The sequence below is a fragment of the Bacillus sp. Medicinal_06 genome, from assembly GCF_056711665.1.
Window position 1 is genome coordinate 16,383 of the sequence record NZ_JBWYHD010000007.1, and the last position, 20,617, is coordinate 36,999.

Annotated in this window: 18 protein-coding genes and 3 other annotated features; of the genes, 7 read left to right on the top strand and 11 right to left on the bottom strand. The window is 34.2% G+C overall.

Going from position 1 to position 20,617, the window contains the following annotated elements:
- Window positions 1-21 precede the first annotated feature (21 nt).
- Window positions 22-990, bottom strand: a complete 969-nt coding sequence (locus tag AC1M36_RS17620; protein WP_479846079.1) for an iron-hydroxamate ABC transporter substrate-binding protein — start codon at window positions 988-990, stop codon at window positions 22-24.
- A 289-nt stretch (window positions 991-1,279) separates the two neighbouring features.
- On the bottom strand, window positions 1,280-2,038 hold the full coding sequence (locus AC1M36_RS17625) for an exodeoxyribonuclease III (RefSeq protein WP_336453137.1): 759 nt from the start codon (window positions 2,036-2,038) through the stop codon (window positions 1,280-1,282).
- A 182-nt stretch (window positions 2,039-2,220) separates the two neighbouring features.
- Here AC1M36_RS17625 and AC1M36_RS17630 point away from each other — a divergent pair, with 182 nt between their 5' ends.
- Genes AC1M36_RS17630 through AC1M36_RS17640 form a run of 3 tightly spaced genes read left to right on the top strand, consistent with a single transcriptional unit; the run spans window position 2,221 to window position 4,454 of the window.
- Complete coding sequence (locus AC1M36_RS17630) at window positions 2,221-2,829, top strand: bifunctional transcriptional activator/DNA repair enzyme AdaA (protein ID WP_336453138.1); 609 nt, start codon at window positions 2,221-2,223, stop codon at window positions 2,827-2,829.
- A complete protein-coding gene (locus AC1M36_RS17635; RefSeq protein ID WP_336453139.1) occupies window positions 2,819-3,316 on the top strand; it encodes a methylated-DNA--[protein]-cysteine S-methyltransferase in 498 nt (165 codons plus the stop codon). Before AC1M36_RS17630 ends, AC1M36_RS17635 begins: the two co-directional genes overlap by 11 nt.
- A 34-nt stretch (window positions 3,317-3,350) precedes the next feature.
- A complete protein-coding gene (locus AC1M36_RS17640) occupies window positions 3,351-4,454 on the top strand; it encodes a DNA-3-methyladenine glycosylase 2 (RefSeq protein WP_336453140.1) in 1,104 nt (367 codons plus the stop codon).
- A 38-nt stretch (window positions 4,455-4,492) separates the two neighbouring features.
- Here AC1M36_RS17640 and pepT read toward each other — a convergent pair whose 3' ends face one another.
- The 3 genes from pepT to AC1M36_RS17655 all read right to left on the bottom strand — a co-directional run bounded on the left by pepT (window position 4,493) and on the right by AC1M36_RS17655 (window position 7,595).
- Window positions 4,493-5,725: a peptidase T gene (pepT, locus tag AC1M36_RS17645; protein WP_336453141.1), complete on the bottom strand. Its 1,233-nt coding sequence runs from the start codon at window positions 5,723-5,725 to the stop codon at window positions 4,493-4,495.
- A 505-nt stretch (window positions 5,726-6,230) separates the two neighbouring features.
- Window positions 6,231-6,878 (bottom strand): 2OG-Fe(II) oxygenase, encoded by a 648-nt coding sequence (locus AC1M36_RS17650; protein ID WP_336453142.1) that lies wholly within the window; start codon window positions 6,876-6,878, stop codon window positions 6,231-6,233.
- Window positions 6,879-7,205: 327 nt separating this feature from the next.
- The gene (locus AC1M36_RS17655; protein WP_336453143.1) at window positions 7,206-7,595 is read right to left on the bottom strand and encodes a VOC family protein; all 390 of its coding nucleotides are present in this window, start codon (window positions 7,593-7,595) and stop codon (window positions 7,206-7,208) included.
- A 250-nt stretch (window positions 7,596-7,845) separates the two neighbouring features.
- Between AC1M36_RS17655 and AC1M36_RS17660 the strand changes: the two genes are divergently transcribed.
- Entirely contained in the window at window positions 7,846-9,036 is a 1,191-nt protein-coding gene (locus AC1M36_RS17660) for a DUF2515 domain-containing protein (RefSeq protein ID WP_336453144.1), read from the top strand.
- Window positions 8,933-9,412, top strand: coding sequence for a CBO0543 family protein (locus AC1M36_RS17665; protein ID WP_336453145.1), 480 nt, complete (start codon window positions 8,933-8,935; stop codon window positions 9,410-9,412). Before AC1M36_RS17660 ends, AC1M36_RS17665 begins: the two co-directional genes overlap by 104 nt.
- A 71-nt stretch (window positions 9,413-9,483) precedes the next feature.
- Here the strand turns inward: AC1M36_RS17665 and AC1M36_RS17670 are convergent, their stop codons facing one another.
- Complete coding sequence (locus AC1M36_RS17670) at window positions 9,484-10,272, bottom strand: HAD-IIB family hydrolase (RefSeq protein ID WP_336453146.1); 789 nt, start codon at window positions 10,270-10,272, stop codon at window positions 9,484-9,486.
- Between the two features lie 73 nt (window positions 10,273-10,345).
- Between AC1M36_RS17670 and AC1M36_RS17675 the strand changes: the two genes are divergently transcribed.
- A complete protein-coding gene (locus tag AC1M36_RS17675; protein ID WP_336453147.1) occupies window positions 10,346-11,035 on the top strand; it encodes a Crp/Fnr family transcriptional regulator in 690 nt (229 codons plus the stop codon).
- Between the two features lie 114 nt (window positions 11,036-11,149).
- Here the strand turns inward: AC1M36_RS17675 and AC1M36_RS17680 are convergent, their stop codons facing one another.
- From AC1M36_RS17680 to AC1M36_RS17695, 4 genes are all read right to left on the bottom strand, one after another.
- The gene (locus AC1M36_RS17680; protein WP_336453148.1) at window positions 11,150-11,572 is read right to left on the bottom strand and encodes a YfmQ family protein; all 423 of its coding nucleotides are present in this window, start codon (window positions 11,570-11,572) and stop codon (window positions 11,150-11,152) included.
- Window positions 11,573-11,605: 33 nt separating this feature from the next.
- Entirely contained in the window at window positions 11,606-13,039 is a 1,434-nt protein-coding gene (gene pdxR, locus AC1M36_RS17685; protein WP_479846080.1) for a MocR-like pyridoxine biosynthesis transcription factor PdxR, read from the bottom strand.
- A 464-nt stretch (window positions 13,040-13,503) separates the two neighbouring features.
- A complete protein-coding gene (locus tag AC1M36_RS17690) occupies window positions 13,504-13,698 on the bottom strand; it encodes a hypothetical protein (RefSeq protein WP_336453150.1) in 195 nt (64 codons plus the stop codon).
- Between the two features lie 378 nt (window positions 13,699-14,076).
- On the bottom strand, window positions 14,077-15,468 hold the full coding sequence (locus tag AC1M36_RS17695) for an amino acid permease (RefSeq protein WP_336453151.1): 1,392 nt from the start codon (window positions 15,466-15,468) through the stop codon (window positions 14,077-14,079).
- Window positions 15,469-16,094: 626 nt separating this feature from the next.
- Window positions 16,095-16,355 (top strand) — a binding site (T-box leader).
- 48 nt (window positions 16,356-16,403) lie between these two features.
- Window positions 16,404-16,657 (top strand) — a binding site (T-box leader).
- A gap of 58 nt (window positions 16,658-16,715) precedes the next feature.
- Window positions 16,716-16,968: a binding site (T-box leader), on the top strand.
- A gap of 105 nt (window positions 16,969-17,073) precedes the next feature.
- Between AC1M36_RS17695 and brnQ the strand changes: the two genes are divergently transcribed.
- A complete protein-coding gene (brnQ, locus tag AC1M36_RS17700) occupies window positions 17,074-18,438 on the top strand; it encodes a branched-chain amino acid transport system II carrier protein (RefSeq protein ID WP_479846081.1) in 1,365 nt (454 codons plus the stop codon).
- 38 nt (window positions 18,439-18,476) lie between these two features.
- On the opposite strand, the gene AC1M36_RS17705 is transcribed toward brnQ, so the two are convergent.
- On the bottom strand, window positions 18,477-20,585 hold the full coding sequence (locus tag AC1M36_RS17705; protein ID WP_479846082.1) for an LTA synthase family protein: 2,109 nt from the start codon (window positions 20,583-20,585) through the stop codon (window positions 18,477-18,479).
- Window positions 20,586-20,617 lie beyond the last annotated feature (32 nt).

A 20,617-nucleotide genomic window follows, 5' to 3' on the forward strand; every position in this document is an offset into this window, starting at 1 on the left:
CAACGCACCTTACTTATTTAATTATTTAGCTAAGTTTTTTTCCGCCTCTTTTAAAAATGTTGTTTTACTCCAAGCTGTACCACCTTGTGCCATTGGATCAACTGTATTGACAAATACTTTTTTATCTTTTACAGCAGTAATACTTTGCCAGATTGGATTGCTTTGTAAGTCTTCTAATACTTGTGGTTTATCCTTATTCTCGCTCTCTTCAAATTGTAAGAAGATATAATCTGGATTACTCTCAGCTAATTTTTCTAAGGAGATTGCTTCTTGTGCTTTTACAGCTTTAATTTCTTCTGGAACAGTTAATCCTAAATCTTTATAAATAACTGGGTTGAAGTAAACGCCTTCTGGATAAAGATACAAGTTACTAGCTCTTAGTCTTATTACAAGAACCTTTTTATCTTTTAATTTATCACCAATTTTTTCTTTCGCTTTTTCAGCATCAGCTTTATAATCTTTAATAATTTTTTCCGCTTTATCTTTTTTACCAGATAGCTCTCCCATTAACTTCAAGTTTTCTTCCCAATTTGTAGAAATATGTGATACTGGGAATGTTGGGGCTACCTTTGCAAATTTCTCAGCTGCTTCTGGTGGGAATTTTGAGCTAGATGTAATTACATCTGGTTTTAATTGAAGTAATGTTTCAAAATTTGGTTCCATTTTCTCACCGATAGACTTTGCACCTTTTAAATCTTCTGCTAAGTACTTCGGTAATTGTCCGCCTACTGTTATTGCTCCTACTGGCTTAATGCCAAGTACAGCTGCATCTTCCATTGATTCTAAGCTAGCTGTTGCAATTTTTGATACTTTTGCAGGCACTGTATATTCTTTACCTAAGTATGTAATCTTTTGTTTCTCATCTTTCTTCGTTTCAGTTGCTTTTGATTCTTGTTTTTGTTCTCCTGAACTTTTATCTGCGCTGTTACATGCTGCAAGACCAATACTTAATACTGTGACCATCCCTAGTGTAAATAATTTCTTATTCATGCTTATAAATACTCCTCTCTAAATTAACAACCTTTAAATATATTATTTTAATGAAATCCTATTTCTATTTATGTATTCACTTACAATACATCTATTTAAAATTACAACTCATTTACTTCACTTCCTCTGATAATCAATTATCTTCTTCCCTCACTCACTGATAAACATTATCATTGATAATGATTATCGTTACTAAGTATATAGCTATATACAAATTATTTCAAGAATGATTTGAAAAATTTTAACAAAAAAAGTCGTATTCATCTTGATGATAGATACGACTTTTTTTCTAAAATTCCATATTCAATTCAACAGGACAATGATCTGATCCCATTATTTCACTATTGATTTTCGCATCAACAATTTTATTTTTTAGCCTCTCAGAGACAACAAAATAATCCAAACGCCACCCAATGTTTTTCGCTCTTGCGTTCATACGATATGACCACCATGAATAAGCCCCTTCTCTATTAGGATATAAATAGCGGTATGTATCAATAAATCCTTCATCTAAAACCCGGGTGAACTTTTCTCTTTCTTGATCTGAAAACCCTGGATTTTTTCGATTTGTTTTTGGATTTTTCAAATCAATTTCTTTATGTGCTACATTTAGATCCCCACAAAAAATAACTGATTTCTTTTTATCTAATTGTTTAATATACGATAAAAAATCTTCTTCCCACTTCATGCGATAATCTAAACGTTCTAAGCCTCTTTTCGCATTTGGTGTATAGAGCGTTAGCATATAAAAATCTTCAAATTCTAATGTAATGAGTCTTCCTTCTTGATCATGCTCTTCAATCCCTAAGCCATATGTAACAGAAAGCGGTTCTTTTTTTGATAAAATAGCAGTTCCTGAATAACCTTTTTTCACAGCATAATTCCAGTACACATGGTACCCTTCAAGATTTAGATCCATTTGTCCACTTTGCAATTTAATTTCTTGCAAACAAAAAATATCCGCATCGACTTCCTGTAAGTATTCTATAAAACCACCTTTTGCAATAACTGCTCGTAAACCATTTACATTCCACGAAATAAATTTCACTTTTTGTTCCTCCTCTTGCTGCTGTAGCATAATATCATACTCGCTCTATATTTATATTTTCTGCTTACATGCTAACACAAAATATAACGTCTATCATTTTCACCTTTGTAATCTTGCTCTTACATTCATAAATACGTACATGGGTACTTGTTTCAGGATATACTAATTTCGGAGGTGGTTCCATGCAAAATGAGAGATTACAATTCGAAACAAGTGTAAATCATTTGACGGATGAACGCTGGCAAGCGATTATACACAACGATACTTCCTATGATGACAAATTTTTTTACGCCGTAAAGACAACAGGTATTTTTTGCCGCCCATCATGTAAATCTAGAACACCTAACAAAGACAATGTACGAATTTTTCTCAATGCAAAACAAGCACTATCCGAAAAATTCCGTCCTTGCAAACGTTGTAAGCCAAATGGATTAAAGTTACCTAATGAAGATTGGGTAACTCAAATTATAGAGTACATGGATAAAAATTATCACGAACCATTAACTCTTGAAATACTTGCAGATAGGTGTCATGGCAGCCCCTATCATTTACAGCGTACTTTTAAGCAAATGAAAGGCATCACTCCGCTAGAGTATATGCAACAATTAAGGATTTCCAAAGCTATGCAGTATCTTACAAATACAAATCAAACAATTATAGAAATAGGTTTTGCTGTGGGTATAGCTAACACTGCACATTTTGCAACATTATTTAAAAAGAAAACAGGGTATACCCCTACTGAATATCGAAAAATGAATCATACAAGCGAGGGAAAGTACAATGGAATCTAAAACAAATCAAATTATATATTGGACTCTATTTGTTCACGAAAACTGGCATATGTATATTGCCGCAACATCAACAGGATTATGCTTTGTAGGATCTCAAGATCAAACTTTTGAAGAATTAACCACTTGGACGAAAAAACGTTTTTCAAAGCATACTTTAGTTCAGAATCTCTTAAAGTTACAACCATATGTTCAAGAACTAGAAGAGTATCTAAAAAAACAACGGGAAATCTTTACATGTCCGATTGATGTTCACGGAACTCCTTTTCAATTAGCTGTTTGGAATGCATTACGTGAAATTCCTTATGGAAAAACCTATTCCTACTCAGATATTGCACGGCTTATTCAAAAACCAAAATCAGTACGCGCTGTAGGCACAGCGATTGGAGCTAATCCTTTACTAATTACAATTCCTTGCCATCGTGTGATTGGAAAGAACGGGGAGTTATCTGGTTTTAGAGGTGGATTAACAATGAAAAAAAATTGTTAACATTAGAAAAAAATATTACTGTAGGTGGTTGCAAATGAAGAATGTTACAACTCCTTTTGAATGGGATGCTCCCTATTTTATTGGTAACAAAACAATAAAATACTATTGCTTCCCTTGGTGTGAACAAAAGCAGTTCCCAAAAAACAATCGGAATTTTAAATCTAGAAAAGAAGCGGTACAAACTGGTTATCAGCCTTGTAGACATTGTTGTCCTGAGCTTCCATATAGAGCGTGGAAAGATGAAAATGAAAGCATAACATTACTTGTGCCGAAAGAATTTAGCTTTAAACAAAATTTACATTATCTTTCACGTTCCACAAATGAATGTATGTTTCACATTGAAAATAACAAAATTTATAGAGTCGTTCCCATCGAGGGAGAAAACCCGTTAATCGAGACAAGTGTAGATGATGAAGGAAACATACATGTTCGCTTTTTAGGTGCTAAAACGCCGCCTGAGAAATGGGTTCGTGCTACAGTAGCGAGGTATGTAAGAGAATGGTTTGATTTAGATACGGATTTAAGCTCATTTTATGATGTAGCAAAAAACGATGTACTTCTATCTAAACCAATCAACGAGTATTACGGACTACGCAATATGGGAATTCCTGATTTATTTGAGGCACTTTGCTGGGGTATTCTTGGTCAACAAATTAATCTCACATTTGCCTATACATTAAAAAGACGCTTTGTTGAATCCTTCGGTGAACATATCGAATGGAATGGACGGAAATATTGGATATTTCCGACACCAGAGGTTATCGCCAACCTATCTGTAGAAGATCTAACAGAACTAAAAATGACCATAAGAAAATGTGAATATCTTATTGGTGTCGCAAAACTCATGACACAAGGTGTCTTAAGTAAAGACTTGTTCATAAACAGCGACCTAACAAATGCTGAGAAAACATTAACCGACATACGTGGTATTGGACCATGGACAGCAAATTATGTTTTAATGCGTTGTCTAAGATTTCCTTCTGCTTTTCCAATTGATGATGTTGGTCTACATAATGTCATTAAACGTTTAACCGGATCAGAAAATAAACCAACAAAAAAAGAAATAAGAGAGTACGCTTCAGCATGGAAGGATTGGGAATCCTATGCGACCTTTTATTTATGGCGAGTTCTGTATTAAAATCCGGATAGTAATCAATAACTATCCGGACTTCTTCTTTATGCTTGCTCTTCAAATAACCGTACTATTTCTACAATAACCTGAACAGCCTTCTCCATATTATCTACAGAAACGTATTCAAATTTACCGTGGTAGTTTTCCCCACCAGTAAAAATGTTTGGCGTCGGCAAGCCCATATATGATAATTGAGACCCATCCGTTCCTCCGCGGATCGGTTGAATATTTGGTTCAATATCTAGATTTTTCATCGCCTCATACGCAATATCAACAATTTCCTTGACCGGTTCAATTTTCTCAAGCATATTATAATATTGATCATTCATCTCAAGAATAATATTTTCCTCACCATACTTCTCTCGCATCTGCTTCGTAATATTCGTAATTTTTTCTTTACGAGCCTCAAAGTTATCACGTTCGAAATCTCGAATAATGTAATGTGATTTACTTTGTTCAACATCACCATTTACAGAAATGAGATGGTAGAAACCTTCATATCCCTCCGTATATTCTGGTGCCTCTTCTACTGGTAACTGCGCATGAAACTCCATCGCTAGCTTACTTGCATTGAGCATTTTATTTTTTGCTGTTCCGGGATGCGTATTATTTCCTTTAAAAGTAAGTTTTGCACTTGCAGCATTGAAGCTCTCATACTCCAATCCTCCAAGTGGGCCTCCGTCCATTGTATAAGCGAAAGATGCTCCAAAAGCCTTCACATCAAAGTGAGATGGTCCACGGCCGATTTCTTCATCCGGCGTAAATGCTACTCTTATCTTTCCATGTTTAATTTGTGGGTTATGTAATAAATAATTCATAGCAGTCATAATTTCTGTAAGGCCCGCTTTATCATCTGCACCAAGAAGTGTTGTTCCATCAGTTGTGATTAAAGTGTGGCCTTTATATGATGGTAATTCTGGAAATTGTTCTGGTGTTAAAATTACATTCAATTCCTTATTCAATGTAATTGCCTTTCCATCAAAATCTTCATGAATTTGTGGTTTCACATTCTTCCCTGTAAAATCAGTTGCTGTATCTAAATGAGCTAAAAAACCAATTACAGGAACATCTTTATCCGTATTTGCAGGAAGTGTTGCCATTACATACCCATTTTCATCCATCGTTACTTCTGTCAAACCAATTTGTTTTAATTCTTCAACTAGTAATTTTCCAAACTCAATTTGCCCCGGTGTTGATGGTACTGTATGACTTTCTTCATTTGATTGTGTATCTACCTTCACATATCTTGTAAACCTTTCTATAAGCTCTTGTTTCAAATTATTTCACTCCTTTTTTATGAATCTCTCTTTATTATAATCCTCAAGGCGAAATTTTTTAAAGTTTTTAACTGTAATGTAGATTGAAAATAAAGTCGGTAAATTTACTTGTCACAACAATTCTTATTAACAAATCTATAGGTATATTTTATGTACACGGAATCTGATTCCTCTCACATAAAGTGAAACTTTAATCAGTGGGGATTTTCCCCATCCCCTACTGATTATTAGCCCTCACCAATCGGGCTTTTACGGACAGTTCATCTCTCACCTAACTTCTTTAGAAAAGCGGAAGCGGCTCGCTCAGAATCGTAGGACGTTAGAGCCCCCGACAGAGAGGCGCTTTTTGCCTCGTTTGAGGGGACGAAACGACCGGAGATTCTAGCCACTAGAGCTGGACATTGCTTTCGCTGAATTTTGAGGTGGAAGTGTTACTGTCCTAAAATAGCGGGATAAAAACGTTGCCCCAAAAAACATACACAAAAACTCGTAATCGCGTTGTATCTTACAACAAAGCTCTTCTTCTCATCCATTGCGTCGCAACCCATTTTTCACCTTTGATAACAGGTGCACCGCCATGAAGTGTCAGTTCATTTAATGATTTATCATTATAAAAGTATTCAAAGTATACGGCTGAACCTTTTTTCGGAGCTATGGAAAGATCAAGTTTTGGGAAATATGTTTCTCCGCCCTCTTCTACCTCGTTTAAATACATCACAAGCGTACTAATACGATTGTTTTCTGCTGCCCTGCTATGTTCTGCAAAGTAATCATAGTGTGCTTTATATTCTTGTCCAGGGGTGTACTTTAAAATATGAAGACCTTCACCATATTCGACAGGAATATTCATAATCGAAGACACTCGTTTTTCGATTTTGGCAACGATTTCATTTTCTTCTAAAAATGTACCGCTACTTGTTCGGATGTTGTTTACTTCACGAGAAGCGCCGATTTTCGAACGTTTCATTGAATGTTTAGATAATTCAATTAACGATTCACATTCTTCATCACTTAGTACATTTTCTAAAACGACAATAAGAGGCTCTTCTACTCTTGAGATAATTTGTATTTCTCTATCTTCTGTCACAATAGTGTCTCCTGTATGGCTAAAAATCGTTTGTTCTTTATTTTCAGTTTGATTTTTCTTTGTCATTTCCCCTATCTCCCTTAAAAAATAATTAGATAGCATTAATATATCATATTTTCTTATCATTCACCCTTTAATAAATATTACAATAATTAACAGTCTAGTATACTATAATGGTTGAAAAAGAAGACATGTAATTTCAAATATTTTAAGCGCTTTAGTGAGGAAAAAGACAGACCACATTAGTGCAAATTTATAAACATATAAATCTTCACTCACAAAAAAATATTGAGTCTATTTTGAAGACAGTATCATCAAAATAGACTCTAATATTTAGATTATTACCAAGTAGAAATTTGAACAAACGAACCCTTTTTTATAACTATTCTATCTTTATTTATCTATATGCATAAGTACAATTCTCCATCCATCAGGATCTTCTATTGTAATGCCTTTTTCTTTCCAGTATGGATTTTCTGGTTCAACTTCACCATAACCCATTGCATGTAACCTGTTCGTTACTTTTTCAATCTCAGCTTTATGAATCATATAAAATACAAGTAGATTATCTTTTGTTGGAGCTGGACATGGACTGCCATTCGTATGCCTTGTAAACTCTAGATGGTATTCTGCATCAGGCAATCCAAACATAACTCCATCATACCCTTCATGATTATAAAACTCACCTATCCGTTTTAATCCTAGACCTTCCTCATAAAATGTAATCACTTCTTCAAACTTATCTGTTGGACGTGCGATTCTAAATTGAACCCAATTTTTCATACTTTTCTTCCTCTCTTCATTTTTTATGCTTCCTACCTATGAATATAATCGAGTTCCACGTTTATTGAATCCCTCATTTGTATGAGGGTGAAGTAGTACAAAAGACTTATCGTGCTTATAGTAAAAAATATTACACTGTTTATATCCCCCAAAAAAACAATTCACATTTATTCGGAATATGTGTAATAAAATGATGGTAACCGTTCTATTAAACTATTTGTTGAAATTCATGTTAACAGGGGGAAATAAAATGGATGAAAACAATCAAAAAAGAAAATGGAACGGGTCTTCCAAAGCGATCCCGCTTTTTCTTTTAGATGTAAAAAATGAACTAAAGAAAAAAAGTAAAAGCAGTACTGCTTCCTTTAAAAAGGCTGCATTAACCATAGAAGAGAAAATGCTTATTTATAACATTAAAAAACAAACAAAACAACTAAACAAAAATAACGTGACGAGAACACGTGCTTATTATCAGTTTTACCTTCAGCATCCTGAAATACACTGGGCTTTACTTGGACATATGGTATCACGTAATGGCGGTTGGAATATGACAGATTTAAAAGGAGATTTATACACAAGACTGTTATCAGAAAAAGATCAACTTATCTACTATTCTTTTTTAGAACGGGGAAACTGGTTAATCTTCCAAGATGTGTATCCACAATTTTTACTATATGAACAAAGCCTCAAAAGATCCAAAACTCTCTTCTACCTCCTACCCCATCTCAATGTCTCAACGTTTATGGAAACGATGTGGAACCATTTTTGGAAAACGGGTAATCCCTATACATTAGCTATAGCAACGATTATTAATGAACAAAGCTATTTAGAAAAAAAAGTCATTCAAAATGATTATTTTAAAAAGGCCGTACTAAATAGTATTGGATTTAAACTCTTTGACTTCTTTCGTTTTAATCATATCCTCTTTCCCTATTATGAAGATGACACCAAACAAAAAACACTGTTATTTGGTGATACAATGAAACACTTCACCTCCTTACATGAACGAATTCTACTAGGCAAACGATTATACTCTTTATTGTTTCGCAACGAACATATGTTATCCAAAGTAATAAATTGGGCTCACGATCATTCACATACTGCTTCACGAAAAGACTACTGGCCTCATTTATTTTCTGATGTAAATGAGACATTTTCCCGAGAGTTTTATAAACGTAGAACAAAGAAATGTCAACTTAGAAAAGATGCAACTCGCTTATATAGTCCTCAACTAATATATGCGTGGAAAGATTTAGAACATGAAGATGCGGAAACAGGAGATTGGTTTGAGGACTGGCGTATCGTAGACTATTTCATTGATAAAGGAGAAAATATAAATGGAAAGATTGCGGATGACTATTGCAAAACACTTGAAAAAATTGAACTTGCAATCCTTACAAAAAAAAATATCCTTCTCAGAGAAGAAGAAACAGAAGAATAATTACCTAGCATTTATATTCACTATCATTTTCTCCTGTTTTATTGGAACATATTTAGATTATCTATTTGTGAGTATACAAATGTATGATTTTCCAGTCAGACCATTTCCAAATACGTTTTCGGTCAATATTGCTTTTACGTTATTGATATTGCCAACCTTTACTACTTTCTTTTTACATATTGCCAAAGCTTTATCTACATTCTCAAGAATTCTATTTATTATACTGATTGGCATTTGTGCAAGTATATCGGAACAGTTTGCTGAAAGCTTAGGGTTATTTACTCATAGTGAAGATTGGCACCATTCTTATTCTTTCTTCGGATATATGATTTTCATGTTTTTTATGTGGAAGATTTATGGGTGGCTACAATACTAGGGAGTCGTTGTAGAGTAACAAAATCAAAGTTACTATATAAAGAAAAAGCAAATTAGAAGTTCTAATTTGCTTTAAAGGTTCTTCATTAAATCCCATACATTTCTAGATTCTATGTCTGATAACTTAATAATCTTTTCAATAATACATTGCTCATTACTCTGTAGGCTCATAGATGCAACGGAGCGCAGCATTTTATGCTCACCAATACAAACTCCCTCTTTCGCATACAAAAACATTGATACATCATTTGCATCGTTACCGAAAGCGATGAATGACCCTTCTTCTATTCCTAAATTTTGTAACCCTTGCCATTTATCAATTCCTAATGGACTTATATCAATAATGTCCTCTTGATGATGTACGTATATTTGCACAGGTAGTTCATTTAACACTTGCACTAATTCTTCTTCATTCCCATCAGGAAACAACACAACTTTCACCATTTCCTCGATGCAATCAATCGATACATTAGCAGCTAATTTATCGGGATCTATGTTGCGATAAATTGGATGATTTTCACTTCCCGTATAAGCATAATCCCATTGACTATCAATCAAATAAGTAAGGTTATGCTCCTCTATTAATGATCGAATAGACTTCATTGTTGATTTATCAAATGGTGTAACCTGAGTGACTTTTCCTTCTTTTGCAACAAACGCCCCATTTCCACCAATCATTGAATAGTGATGCATATGTCTTGGTATCACAGGTAGTAAATCTCTTATTGGTCTAGCAGATGCAAATATGATTTCATGCCCTCTTGCATGACAAGTATCTAATGCTTGAATTATACCTTCCGTTATTGGTTTTCCTTTAAAACAAATTGTACCATCAATATCAAAAACAAATTTCATATACATCGCTCCTTTCTTTTTAATGTAAAAGAATTCCTTTATAATGAACAGGACAGATGTCCGAAAAAGGAGAATAATGATGAAAAAAATTGAAGACGAATTGCTGCTATCAACATACTTAGCCAATGAACATATACAGAAACTTTTTACACATCTTGATCATCCATTTCAAATTCGGCGATACGATGCGAAAGAAATTGTTTTACACGAGGGGGAAGCTATAGACGGCTTGTACATTCAAATATCTGGACGTACAAAAATAACAACAAACGTCATTACAGGAAAAGCACTATTACTTCGATTTTGTTCAGCTGTTTCTATGATGGGTGATATTGAACTCATTCAAAATGTAAACATACAATCACATGTAACTACCGAGGAACAAACAGATTTTATCTTTATCGATAGACAATACGTCAAAAAGAAACTTTTGCATGAAGTTTCCTTTTTACAAGAGCTCCTATGCCACGTGACTTATAAATTACAAACATGTACGACTGCTTCACGTATAAATTTACTAGCTTCAGTGGAAACACGATTTGCAAGTTACTTATGTACAATACGAAATACTTCTAAACTATTTGGGAGAGAAATTCGTACAACAGATCATCACGAAATCGCTTCACTTATCGGTACTACAACTCGTCACTTAAATCGTGTCATTGAAAAATTAAGTGTATCGAATACAATCCGTAAAGAAAAAAAACAAATTATCGTTAATGATTGGGAAACTATTGAACAGCTTTCTAATAGTTTAAGATACGAATAATATCGTTACACTAAATATTGTTGCATTGCAAAAAGGAGCAACTCATTCGAATTGCTCCTTCTCATTATGATTTGTCTTTGTATATGGGTTTTAGACTGTCTCTTTGACAATCCGTTAAACTACATCTCCCGCTACTAACAAAGGACGGCTTTGAAGTGTTTTTGAACGTAAACTATACGCAACTACTTTCTTTTTATGTTGTTTAATCACATCGACACGATCATCGAAACTGTAAATCGAAAACTTAACATCATGTTTACCTCTCTTTGTTTCAATCACCAATGGAATCCCTTCATGCTGTGGCGGAAAATAGTATTTCTCTAAAAATATTGCTTCGTTAAACTGATTAATTATTTGAATCTCATCTTCCCCATCTAAGCGTTTTCCATCAACCGTTACAGTGGCAGCTTCCTCATTAAGTTGTGGATGTAGTTCAAATCTACTGACAAAAGACTCCACAACAGAGTTTGGAATGCTTGAAACTAATATTTTAAGTCCACCGAAAAGAGCTAACATAATTACAAACCAGGTCGTCATATTTTATCATCTCCGTTACATTGTAAATTCATATTATTGACTTCTATTTAAAACCTCCGCAAATCTTGTAATACCTAAATTTATGAGGTCTGTGTTCGCTCTTCCAAAAGTAAAACGTACATATTCTTTTCTCGAACCCAAAACACTTCCAGGAACAAACGCTATCCCGTTTTGTATCGCACTTCCTAATAAGTGATATTCCTGAAATGAATCCTTCACTTTACACCACAAATGGATTCCACCCTCTGGGACAAAAAATTCAACCCGCTCATCTAACAGTTCACTAAGACTGGTGACCATTTGATCCCTTCTCTGTTTCAATTGTTCCCGAAGCATAGAAATATGCGCATGAAAATTTTCTGATTCTAAAAATTGATTCGCTATCCATTGAGGAAAGACACTATGTCCAAAATCTACTTGTTGCTTTGCATCTGCTAAACGTTCAATGACACGAGGCGGACCAATCACCCACCCAATTCGCAATCCAGATGCTACAATTTTCGATAATGAACTAATATATAAAACATTTCCATTCGTATCCATAGATTTTAAGGTTAGATTTACTTCACCATTAAACGAAGTTAAGCTATAAGGATCATCTTCCACAATCGGTATACCAAATTCAGATGACAATTCCAAAACCTTTTTGCGACGAGACATTGAAAGGACCGTTCCTGTTGGATTCTGATAATCCGGATTTAGAAATACCATTCGAATTCGGTGCTTTCTGTGTAAATCTATCAAATCATCTGGATTCATGCCATGTTGATCCACAGGTAAATGGTATATGTTTAACCCGGCAGACTTAAACATCGGAAGTGAAAAACAATAAGATGGATCTTCAATCGCAATTGCATCTCCTGGTTTAAGCAAGCATTGAACGATAAGGTTAAGCGCTTGTTGAGCTCCTGATGTAATTAGAATGGAACATGGATCAACAGCGATATTTTTATATTTATCCACATGTGAAGAGATCGTTTCCCTTAACTTTTCATTTCCTTGCGGATGATCATATCCTAGATTCTCCATAAATATTTGTTCTGAGAGAATCCAGCGAAACTGGTCAGCAGGAAACAAATCCCGTGACAACTCACCACTTGCTAAATTAATCAAATCATCCTTTTGTGTTTCCGTTCGAATTTGTTGAACTAGCGGCAGATTCGGAAGGAATGAACCATCTTCTACATATCTCCCCCAGTTTGGCGTACGTTTACGTGATACCCCCCATATATCTGTGTTTACACGTGTCCCACTTCCTTTTTTTCTCTCTACTACCCCAAGTGATTTCAGTTCCTCATATGCTGCTACTACCGTACTGCGGTTCACTTGCAACTCTTTTGCTAAAGTACGTTCCGAAGGTAACATACTATCTGAAGAAAATTCTCCTGAAGAAATTCCCCGTTCTATATAGTCAGCAATTTGTTTATAGACTGGCGTTTTATCTGCACGATTGGGTCTCCATTCCATCTAATTCCCTCCCCCTTATCAGCAGTCTTTTTATTAATTAAAATAAAATTAAGATGTTAACCTCTGTTTGTTATATACTAAGTATTTTCCTGTTTTCATTTAGCATAGTTTGCCCCATTCATCCCCAGCTATGAAAATATTCACTCATTCTACAATGTGAGGAGTAGTAACTAAACATATATACAAATTGAATTTTCACCCCTATTGTACATTCACATATTGAGGAATGAAGCTTCTTTACGTTAAACAGTAAAACTTTAATCAGCAGGAGGTTTTCTTCATCCCGCACTGATTATTAACCCTCACCAATCGGTTTTTTACGGACAGCTCAACTCTCACCTAACCTCTTTGCTTTTACTAAACTTTGAGGTAGGAGTCTTACCGCCTGTCAATGCAAGATAAAAAGAATAGTGTTAAAAAATAAACATTTCATTTAGGCTACCTATTTATCAAAAGTAGAAAGACTACAAGACAGCAACCGCATACCACGTAACTCCTATAAGCAGACTTAAAAGAAGGACGATATAAATAGCAGACAAATTCTTCACATTCTGCTTCGTAGACTGACCGTAATTTTCCTCCGCGTTTCTTGTAACAAACACCGTTCCTAAAAGTGATGCAATTACAATAATAATAACTAATAAAATTGCAAATTTCATTGCCTTTCTCCTTTCTAAAACCAGTCTATTTGAACAGAAAACCGAATCGTTTAACTTAAAAACTTTATATTTTTTGGATGAGAACATAATCAAGATACTTAAAACATACTACCCTCCTCTTTTATAATAAGGGATATCTATTTCAAAAGGACCATCCACTTTCACAACTTTTTACTCATCCACTTTACAGGTAAAAAATAGTGCTTCTAAGTAATTGCTACTACTAAAAAATAAAAAGAACAATAGAAAAAAGCAAACAGCCTAATGAGTATTTCTCATTGGTTGTTTGCTTGATATGAGCTCTCTGATATATTCTTTATACCTACATCAAAATTTTTAATGTTATTAATGAGAGAAATGTTAACCAGCCGAAGCGAATTAACGGTTAACCACTTCATTCTCTGTTTGAACATCTACTGGAACACGTTTTCCTATTCCAAAAGCATAAAAACTAATGACAACGATTGCTAGGAAAACAATACCTACAATAAGTGAAATTCGTGTATCTTCATTGAACCACATACCGATTAATACCATAATTAAAAAGGCAATCGTTACATAGTTTGTAACAGGTGCAAAAGGCATTTTGAACGGGTGATTTTCCATTTCAGCTCCTTTTGCTTTTCTGAATCGAATTTGACTAATCAGGATGACAAACCACGGAACCATACCAGGAAGTACACTCGCACTGTATACATACACGAATAAGTTTTTTGGTGCAATATAACTTAAAACAACGCCAATTGCTAAACCAATTAACACACCAACCGTACCAAATAAAGGTACACCGTTACGGGAAATTTTTGTGAAGTATTTTGGCGCTTGCCCATTCATTCCTAATGTATAAAGCATACGTCCTGCACTATAAATACCACTGTTACAGCCAGACATTGCAGCTGTAATTACGACAAAGTTAATCAATCCAGCAGCTGCCGTAATCCCAATTTTCGCAAAAGTCGCTACAAACGGGCTACCAATTGAATTCAGCTGATCCCAAGGGTAAACAGTTACAATAACAAAAATTGCACCAATATAGAAGATTAAAATACGCCAAATTGTACTTTGAATTGCTTTCGTTAACGTTTTTTTCGGATCTTTTGCTTCACCAGCTGTAATTCCAATTAATTCAACGCCTTGATAAGCTCCAACAACTAGCGATAGAGCAAAGAAGAACCCTGACCAGCCGCCCGTAAAGAAACCGCCGTTTTCCCAAAGGTTAGATAATCCTATCGCACTCCCTCCGTTACCAAATCCGAAGAAAATAAGTCCAAATCCCGCAATGAGCATTAACACAATCGTAACGATTTTAATCATTGCAAACCAAAATTCAAATTCACCAAATGATTTAACAGAAATTAAATTTGCCGCACCAAGAATCACCATTGTGATGACACCTGGCACCCAAGCTGGCAGATCTGGGAACCAATACTGCATATATGCCCCAACCGCTATAATTTCTGACATCCCAACGATCACCCACTGGAACCAGTTACTCCATGCCGTCATGTATCCCGCTAATGGGTGTATATACTTATGGCCAAATGTCGCAAATGAGCCTGTACCTGGCTCTACATACAACATTTCCCCCATCGCACGCATAATGAAAAATATAAAAATCCCTGCAATTGCATAAGCAAGCATTACTGATGGACCTGTCCACCTAATCGTGCTGGCTGACCCCATAAATAAACCAACACCAATTGTACCGCCTAAAGCAATCATTTGAATATGACGCGCTTCCAATCCCCTTTTCAGTTCTTTATTTGCCACTAGATTTCCTCCTCATCCACAATTCATCAGCAAAATATGATACTACAATTCCTATTAGGTAACAAAATGATAAAGCAGGCGTCATTTTTTCTCTTTTAAAGCTGCTCTAAAATCATTCCTAACAATTAGAACAAATCCCCCTATCTTCCTTTCTTCATAAAATTACTTATTTTATAATAATTGATTTATCTGAAAAATACAATTACTTTTCTTGGAAATTAATATAGATTAATCGATTAGGGAATACTAAATGTATTAGTAACAAACAGCAACATTTTCACTATTTAAATTACCAATAAATATTTTTTAAATATAGAAATAGTTACTCGCCATTGATTCTAAGACTAAATATCAACATCTCTTTTCTATCTCATCGTGTACTCCAAGAAAATATGGAAATACCAAATGCAATCTTAGAATGAAGCAATTCTCCTTAACCGTAAAAATCATAGGAATAGTCTACTAAATTTAATTAACACTAGTATTTTTATACATAGGAATCTCGCCTTTCAATCAAATCCTAACAATACGAAATGATGAGTTGCTCAAAAAATGTATTGACAAAATAGCTTATATTTTTTTATAATCCGTTATAACAACTTAAACAAATGCAATTTGTGCTGATTTTATCTGCGATGAAGAGGAGAGTAGATGGTTAGGAGCGTATCAGAGAGCTGCCCCAAGGCTGAAAGGGTGGTAACGGTCAAATCATTGAAGGTAGCCTTGGAGCTTTACTTGTGAAATAGCTATTTCGTGTCTAGATTAGTAAGTAACGGTTGGTCCCGTTAGCAGACCTAAGTTTAATTTTATTCGTTAAACTTATAAAGCCTGTTTTTCGTGAGAGAAATAGGAAAATTGGGTGGTAACGTGATACTTTCGCCCCAATATTTGATTTTCAGAATCAAATATTGGGGCTTTTTATATGAATTGAATACATAATGGCGTTGAAAAGAAGGAGTAAAAGAGAATTCTCATACACAGAGAGTCGTTCCACTGGCTGAGAGAACGACCATGAGACCTCTTTGAAGGTAGTCTTGGAGCTTTGCTTTTGAAAAATGGAAAAATTATATCCAATAAAAAGCAACGATATAGTTCTCGTTACTGAACTAAAGTCATAGTGACTTACTGAGTCTATTTACCGTGAGGAAATAGAAAAGTTGGGTGGTACCGTGATAACCTCGCCCCAACATTTGATTGATTTTCCAGAAATGAATCAAATGTTGGGGCTTTTTTTATGAATTGAATACATAATGGCGTTGAAAAGAAGGAGTAAAAGAGAATTCTCATACACAGAGAATCGTTCCACTGGCTGAGAGAACGACTATGAGACCTCCTTGAAGGTAGTCTTGGAGCTTTGCTTTTGAAAGATAGAAAATCATATCCAGTAGAAAGCAACGATATAGTTCTCGTTACTGAACTAAAGTCATAGTGACTTACTGAGTCTATTTACCGTGAGGAAATAGAGAAACTGAGTGGTACCGCGATAATCTCGCCTCAGCAATCAAGCATATTATGCGTATTTGATTGTGGAGGTGAGATTTTTCTATTTCTACGTAAGAATTAATTCAAAAGACATTAAAAAGATGAAAACAGGAGGAATAAAAAATGAAAAGTTTTTCAATGAAAGATAACTTATACATCGGTCTTATGTTATTCGCTCTATTTTTTGGAGCAGGCAACCTGATTTTCCCCCCTTCCTTAGGACATACCGCTGGATCAAATATTTGGGAAGGAATGATGGGGTTTCTTATTACTTCAGTTGGTCTACCAATATTAGGTGTAACTGCTATCGCTAAGTTCGGAAGTTTACAGGCATTAACCAATCATGTACATCCAAAATTTTCAATTACCTTCACACTCATAACATACTTATGTCTAGGTCCATTCTTAGTTATTCCACGTGCAGGAAGTGTAGCTTTTGAAATGGGAGCTGTTCCGTTTCTTCCAAATGAGTTAAAGACCCAAAGTTTATCGCTTTTTATTTATACCATTCTTTATTTTTCTTTAAATTTTTGGTTATGTCTAAACCCTTCTAAATTATTTGATCGAATTGGTAAAGTTTTAACTCCCATTATACTAGGAATTATTGCGATTATATTTATTCAAAGTATATTCCATCCAATTGGAGAATACGGAATACCATCTCAAAAGTATGAACATACTGCTATATTTAAAGGCGTTATAGATGGTTACTTAACAATGGACGCTTTATCTGCCCTTCTTTTTGGAAGTGTTGTTATTACAGCCATTAAAAAAAGAGGTATCCATGATGCAAAAAAGATAACGCATATTACTATTAGAACAGGGATAATCGCAGGTGTTTTTTTAGCAATTATTTATCTGATGTTAGGACATTTAGGAGCTACTAGCCAGTCTTTGCTTCCTTCAACTGAAAATGGCGGACTTATTTTAACGGCTGTGACTACTCATTTATTCGGGAATTCGGGTAGTATCCTATTAGGATTAGTATTTACTCTTGCTTGCTTAACGACATCCATTGGCCTTATCACTTCTTGTGGTCAATATTTTTCTAGAATTATACCGTATTTTAGTTATAAAACATGGATTGGAATTCTTTGTTTCATTAGTATGTCTCTTGCTAACCTAGGTTTAACTCAAATTATATTATTTTCTGTTCCAATATTAACTATGATTTATCCTTTAACCATCGTTTTAATTATTTTATCTTTCTTCCACAAATATTTTAAGGGATACTCATCTGTTTACGTAGGTAGTTTAGCAGGAACAGCTTTCATTAGTATCGTTGATGGTTTGAAGCAAAGTAGCATTGAAATACATGTTATCGAAAGCCTTTATCATTTTATTCCATTATATACGGTGGGAATGGGCTGGATTTTCCCTGCAATATTTGGAGCTTGTGCAGGTTATTTATGGGGAATATTAAGAAATGATTATTTTTCCCCTAATGAATCAGAGGTACAAAATGATAAAATGTTATCTACTAAGTAAAAGAAAGGCTGCCTTTATAGGGCACCCTTTCTTTTCGCTTATTTGAATAATATGTCCTTACTATATTGCTTTCCAGCAAGTAAGTCATATTGAATAAGTTTATATTGCTCTAACATTTCTTTTTGTTTATGAGTTAAATCTTTTATTTCTTCTCCATTTTTATCGACCTTTAAATCATCTTTAAGCACTGGTATTTCTTTGTGTAGTTCCGATAAAAACTGATAGAATGGTGATTTATTTAATCCAGCATAATCAAGAACAAGATTTGAAAAATAAATCGGACTTACTAATCCTAAGTTATCATTTGGCAAATCAAAGTTTGCATACATTAGTAATGGCGTTTCTGACATAATTAATTTTTCACTTAAAGTTTCTTCATTTTCTATATATCCAGCCTCTTTATAAATAGCCTTATTCGTTCCTAACACTGGCAAGTGATCCCCAAAGAAGACTAATAAAGTAGGTCTTTCTAACCCATTAAGCTGTTCTATTAAATATTGTAGAGCTTCATCCGAACGCCTTACACCTTCCGTATAGATTTCTAATTCTGCTTTTGATTCTTCATTTGTTAATCCACTAACTTCTATTTTATTTTCTTCAAACCGCCCTGGATTATATGGAAAATGATTTTGCATCGTCACCGCATGAATAAATGTAGGCTTTTTTCTCTTATTCAATTCATCTATTATTTCTTTACTCATAGATAAATCACTAATATTGTCTCCAGCTAATTCTTTATTTTTCATCGTATCTTCTGCATTAAAGTGATCAAATCCAAATGTATTATATACATCGTCCCGTTTATAAAACGCTCGATTAAAAGCATGAATTGCACTCGCATAGTACCCCTGCTTTTTCAATTCACTTGCGATGGATGGAATTTCTTTCTGACTTGTAACAGCTTGTTGATATGGTATAGAACCAGGCATTAACAAACTCATTGAATAACTCGTTAACACTTCAAATTCTGTATTCGCTGTATTTCCCCCAAATGTAGGAGCTATTGTTTGTCCCCCTGGAAAATTCTCAATATAATGATGTAAATTCGCCACCGGATCTTCACTAAATGAAAGGTTCGTTAATTTTGTAGGATCCCAAAAAGCCTCGCTCATAAGAAATATAATATTCGGTTTCTCTGCTTTTTTTTGTTCTCCCACATTATCGCCATATTGTTTCTTTATATCCTCTGCAATTTGAAGCATATTTTCTTTTGAATATTCTTCTGGTTCCTGTATGACCGTTGTATCTAAGTTACTTAAGAACCCCAAAACCAAACCATTTTGACCATAGTTCATATTTTGATTCCACAAAGGGAAGTATATCCCCCCTTTTGCAAATAACTTATTCACAAATGTATTAGGGTAATTACTAAACGAATATACCATAAACACGGATGCACATATTAAAACAATCCTCATACTAATATGGATTTTTATAGATTTAATGTGTTTTCGAATATAAAAAACTACAAATATAAATAAAGCTATACTAATGATTACTATCAATATATTTTTCAAACTAAAATAATCCATAACCATCGGTATAACGGACTGCATATGCCCGATTTGTGTAAAGTCAGACGGATAAAGCGGCTCTCCTCTGAACATACTTTTGAAATAATTAACAATCGCTAGAATAATTAAAGAACAACTAGTTAATATTATGCTTAGTAAAATTTTACCAATTAAATTATAAACTAAAACATATACCATATAAATAAATACCAAGCTGAATAGGTACTGTGCATACTGCAAATAAATCCAATTATTCACAAGTAAAAAATTCATATTTTCTTGTATGAATATATAAAGCCAAGCTATTAAATGAGCTATTACAAACAATAAAATATGAATTCCTATAGCTGGTCTAAGTCTATTGATCATCCCTTTATTCAAATAAGCAATAAAAAATAGTATGCTCCATAAAATTATAGTAACTATACTTAATGTGATTCCCTCATTAAAAAATAGCTTAGTCTTCTCTAATTCAAAATAGCCTAGCGTGATAAAAAACAACGTTTCTAAAAAAATGGTCCACATTCCGCTAATAATGAAAGAAAGTAATGGGTTCTTTCTTGTCTGCTGAACAGAAAAATTAAAACGCAATTCATTTCTTCTTTGTTTCTGAGCTACAACATCCAAATGCAATTTATTTCCTCTTTTCTTTTTGTTTCTTTGTT

Bases quoted from the DNA above. Each gene is read 5' to 3' on its own strand.
- AC1M36_RS17620 (WP_479846079.1), bottom strand. From the start codon at position 990: ATGAATAAGAAATTATTTACACTAGGGATGGTCACAGTATTAAGTATT.
- AC1M36_RS17630 (WP_336453138.1), top strand. From the start codon at position 2,221: ATGCAAAATGAGAGATTACAATTCGAAACAAGTGTAAATCATTTGACG.
- AC1M36_RS17635 (WP_336453139.1), top strand. From the start codon at position 2,819: ATGGAATCTAAAACAAATCAAATTATATATTGGACTCTATTTGTTCAC.
- AC1M36_RS17640 (WP_336453140.1), top strand. From the start codon at position 3,351: ATGAAGAATGTTACAACTCCTTTTGAATGGGATGCTCCCTATTTTATT.
- AC1M36_RS17650 (WP_336453142.1), bottom strand. From the start codon at position 6,878: ATGACAAAGAAAAATCAAACTGAAAATAAAGAACAAACGATTTTTAGC.
- AC1M36_RS17655 (WP_336453143.1), bottom strand. From the start codon at position 7,595: ATGAAAAATTGGGTTCAATTTAGAATCGCACGTCCAACAGATAAGTTT.
- AC1M36_RS17660 (WP_336453144.1), top strand. From the start codon at position 7,846: ATGGATGAAAACAATCAAAAAAGAAAATGGAACGGGTCTTCCAAAGCG.
- AC1M36_RS17665 (WP_336453145.1), top strand. From the start codon at position 8,933: ATGGAAAGATTGCGGATGACTATTGCAAAACACTTGAAAAAATTGAAC.
- AC1M36_RS17670 (WP_336453146.1), bottom strand. From the start codon at position 10,272: ATGTATATGAAATTTGTTTTTGATATTGATGGTACAATTTGTTTTAAA.
- AC1M36_RS17675 (WP_336453147.1), top strand. From the start codon at position 10,346: ATGAAAAAAATTGAAGACGAATTGCTGCTATCAACATACTTAGCCAAT.
- AC1M36_RS17680 (WP_336453148.1), bottom strand. From the start codon at position 11,572: ATGACGACCTGGTTTGTAATTATGTTAGCTCTTTTCGGTGGACTTAAA.
- pdxR (WP_479846080.1), bottom strand. From the start codon at position 13,039: ATGGAATGGAGACCCAATCGTGCAGATAAAACGCCAGTCTATAAACAA.
- AC1M36_RS17690 (WP_336453150.1), bottom strand. From the start codon at position 13,698: ATGAAATTTGCAATTTTATTAGTTATTATTATTGTAATTGCATCACTT.
- brnQ (WP_479846081.1), top strand. From the start codon at position 17,074: ATGAAAAGTTTTTCAATGAAAGATAACTTATACATCGGTCTTATGTTA.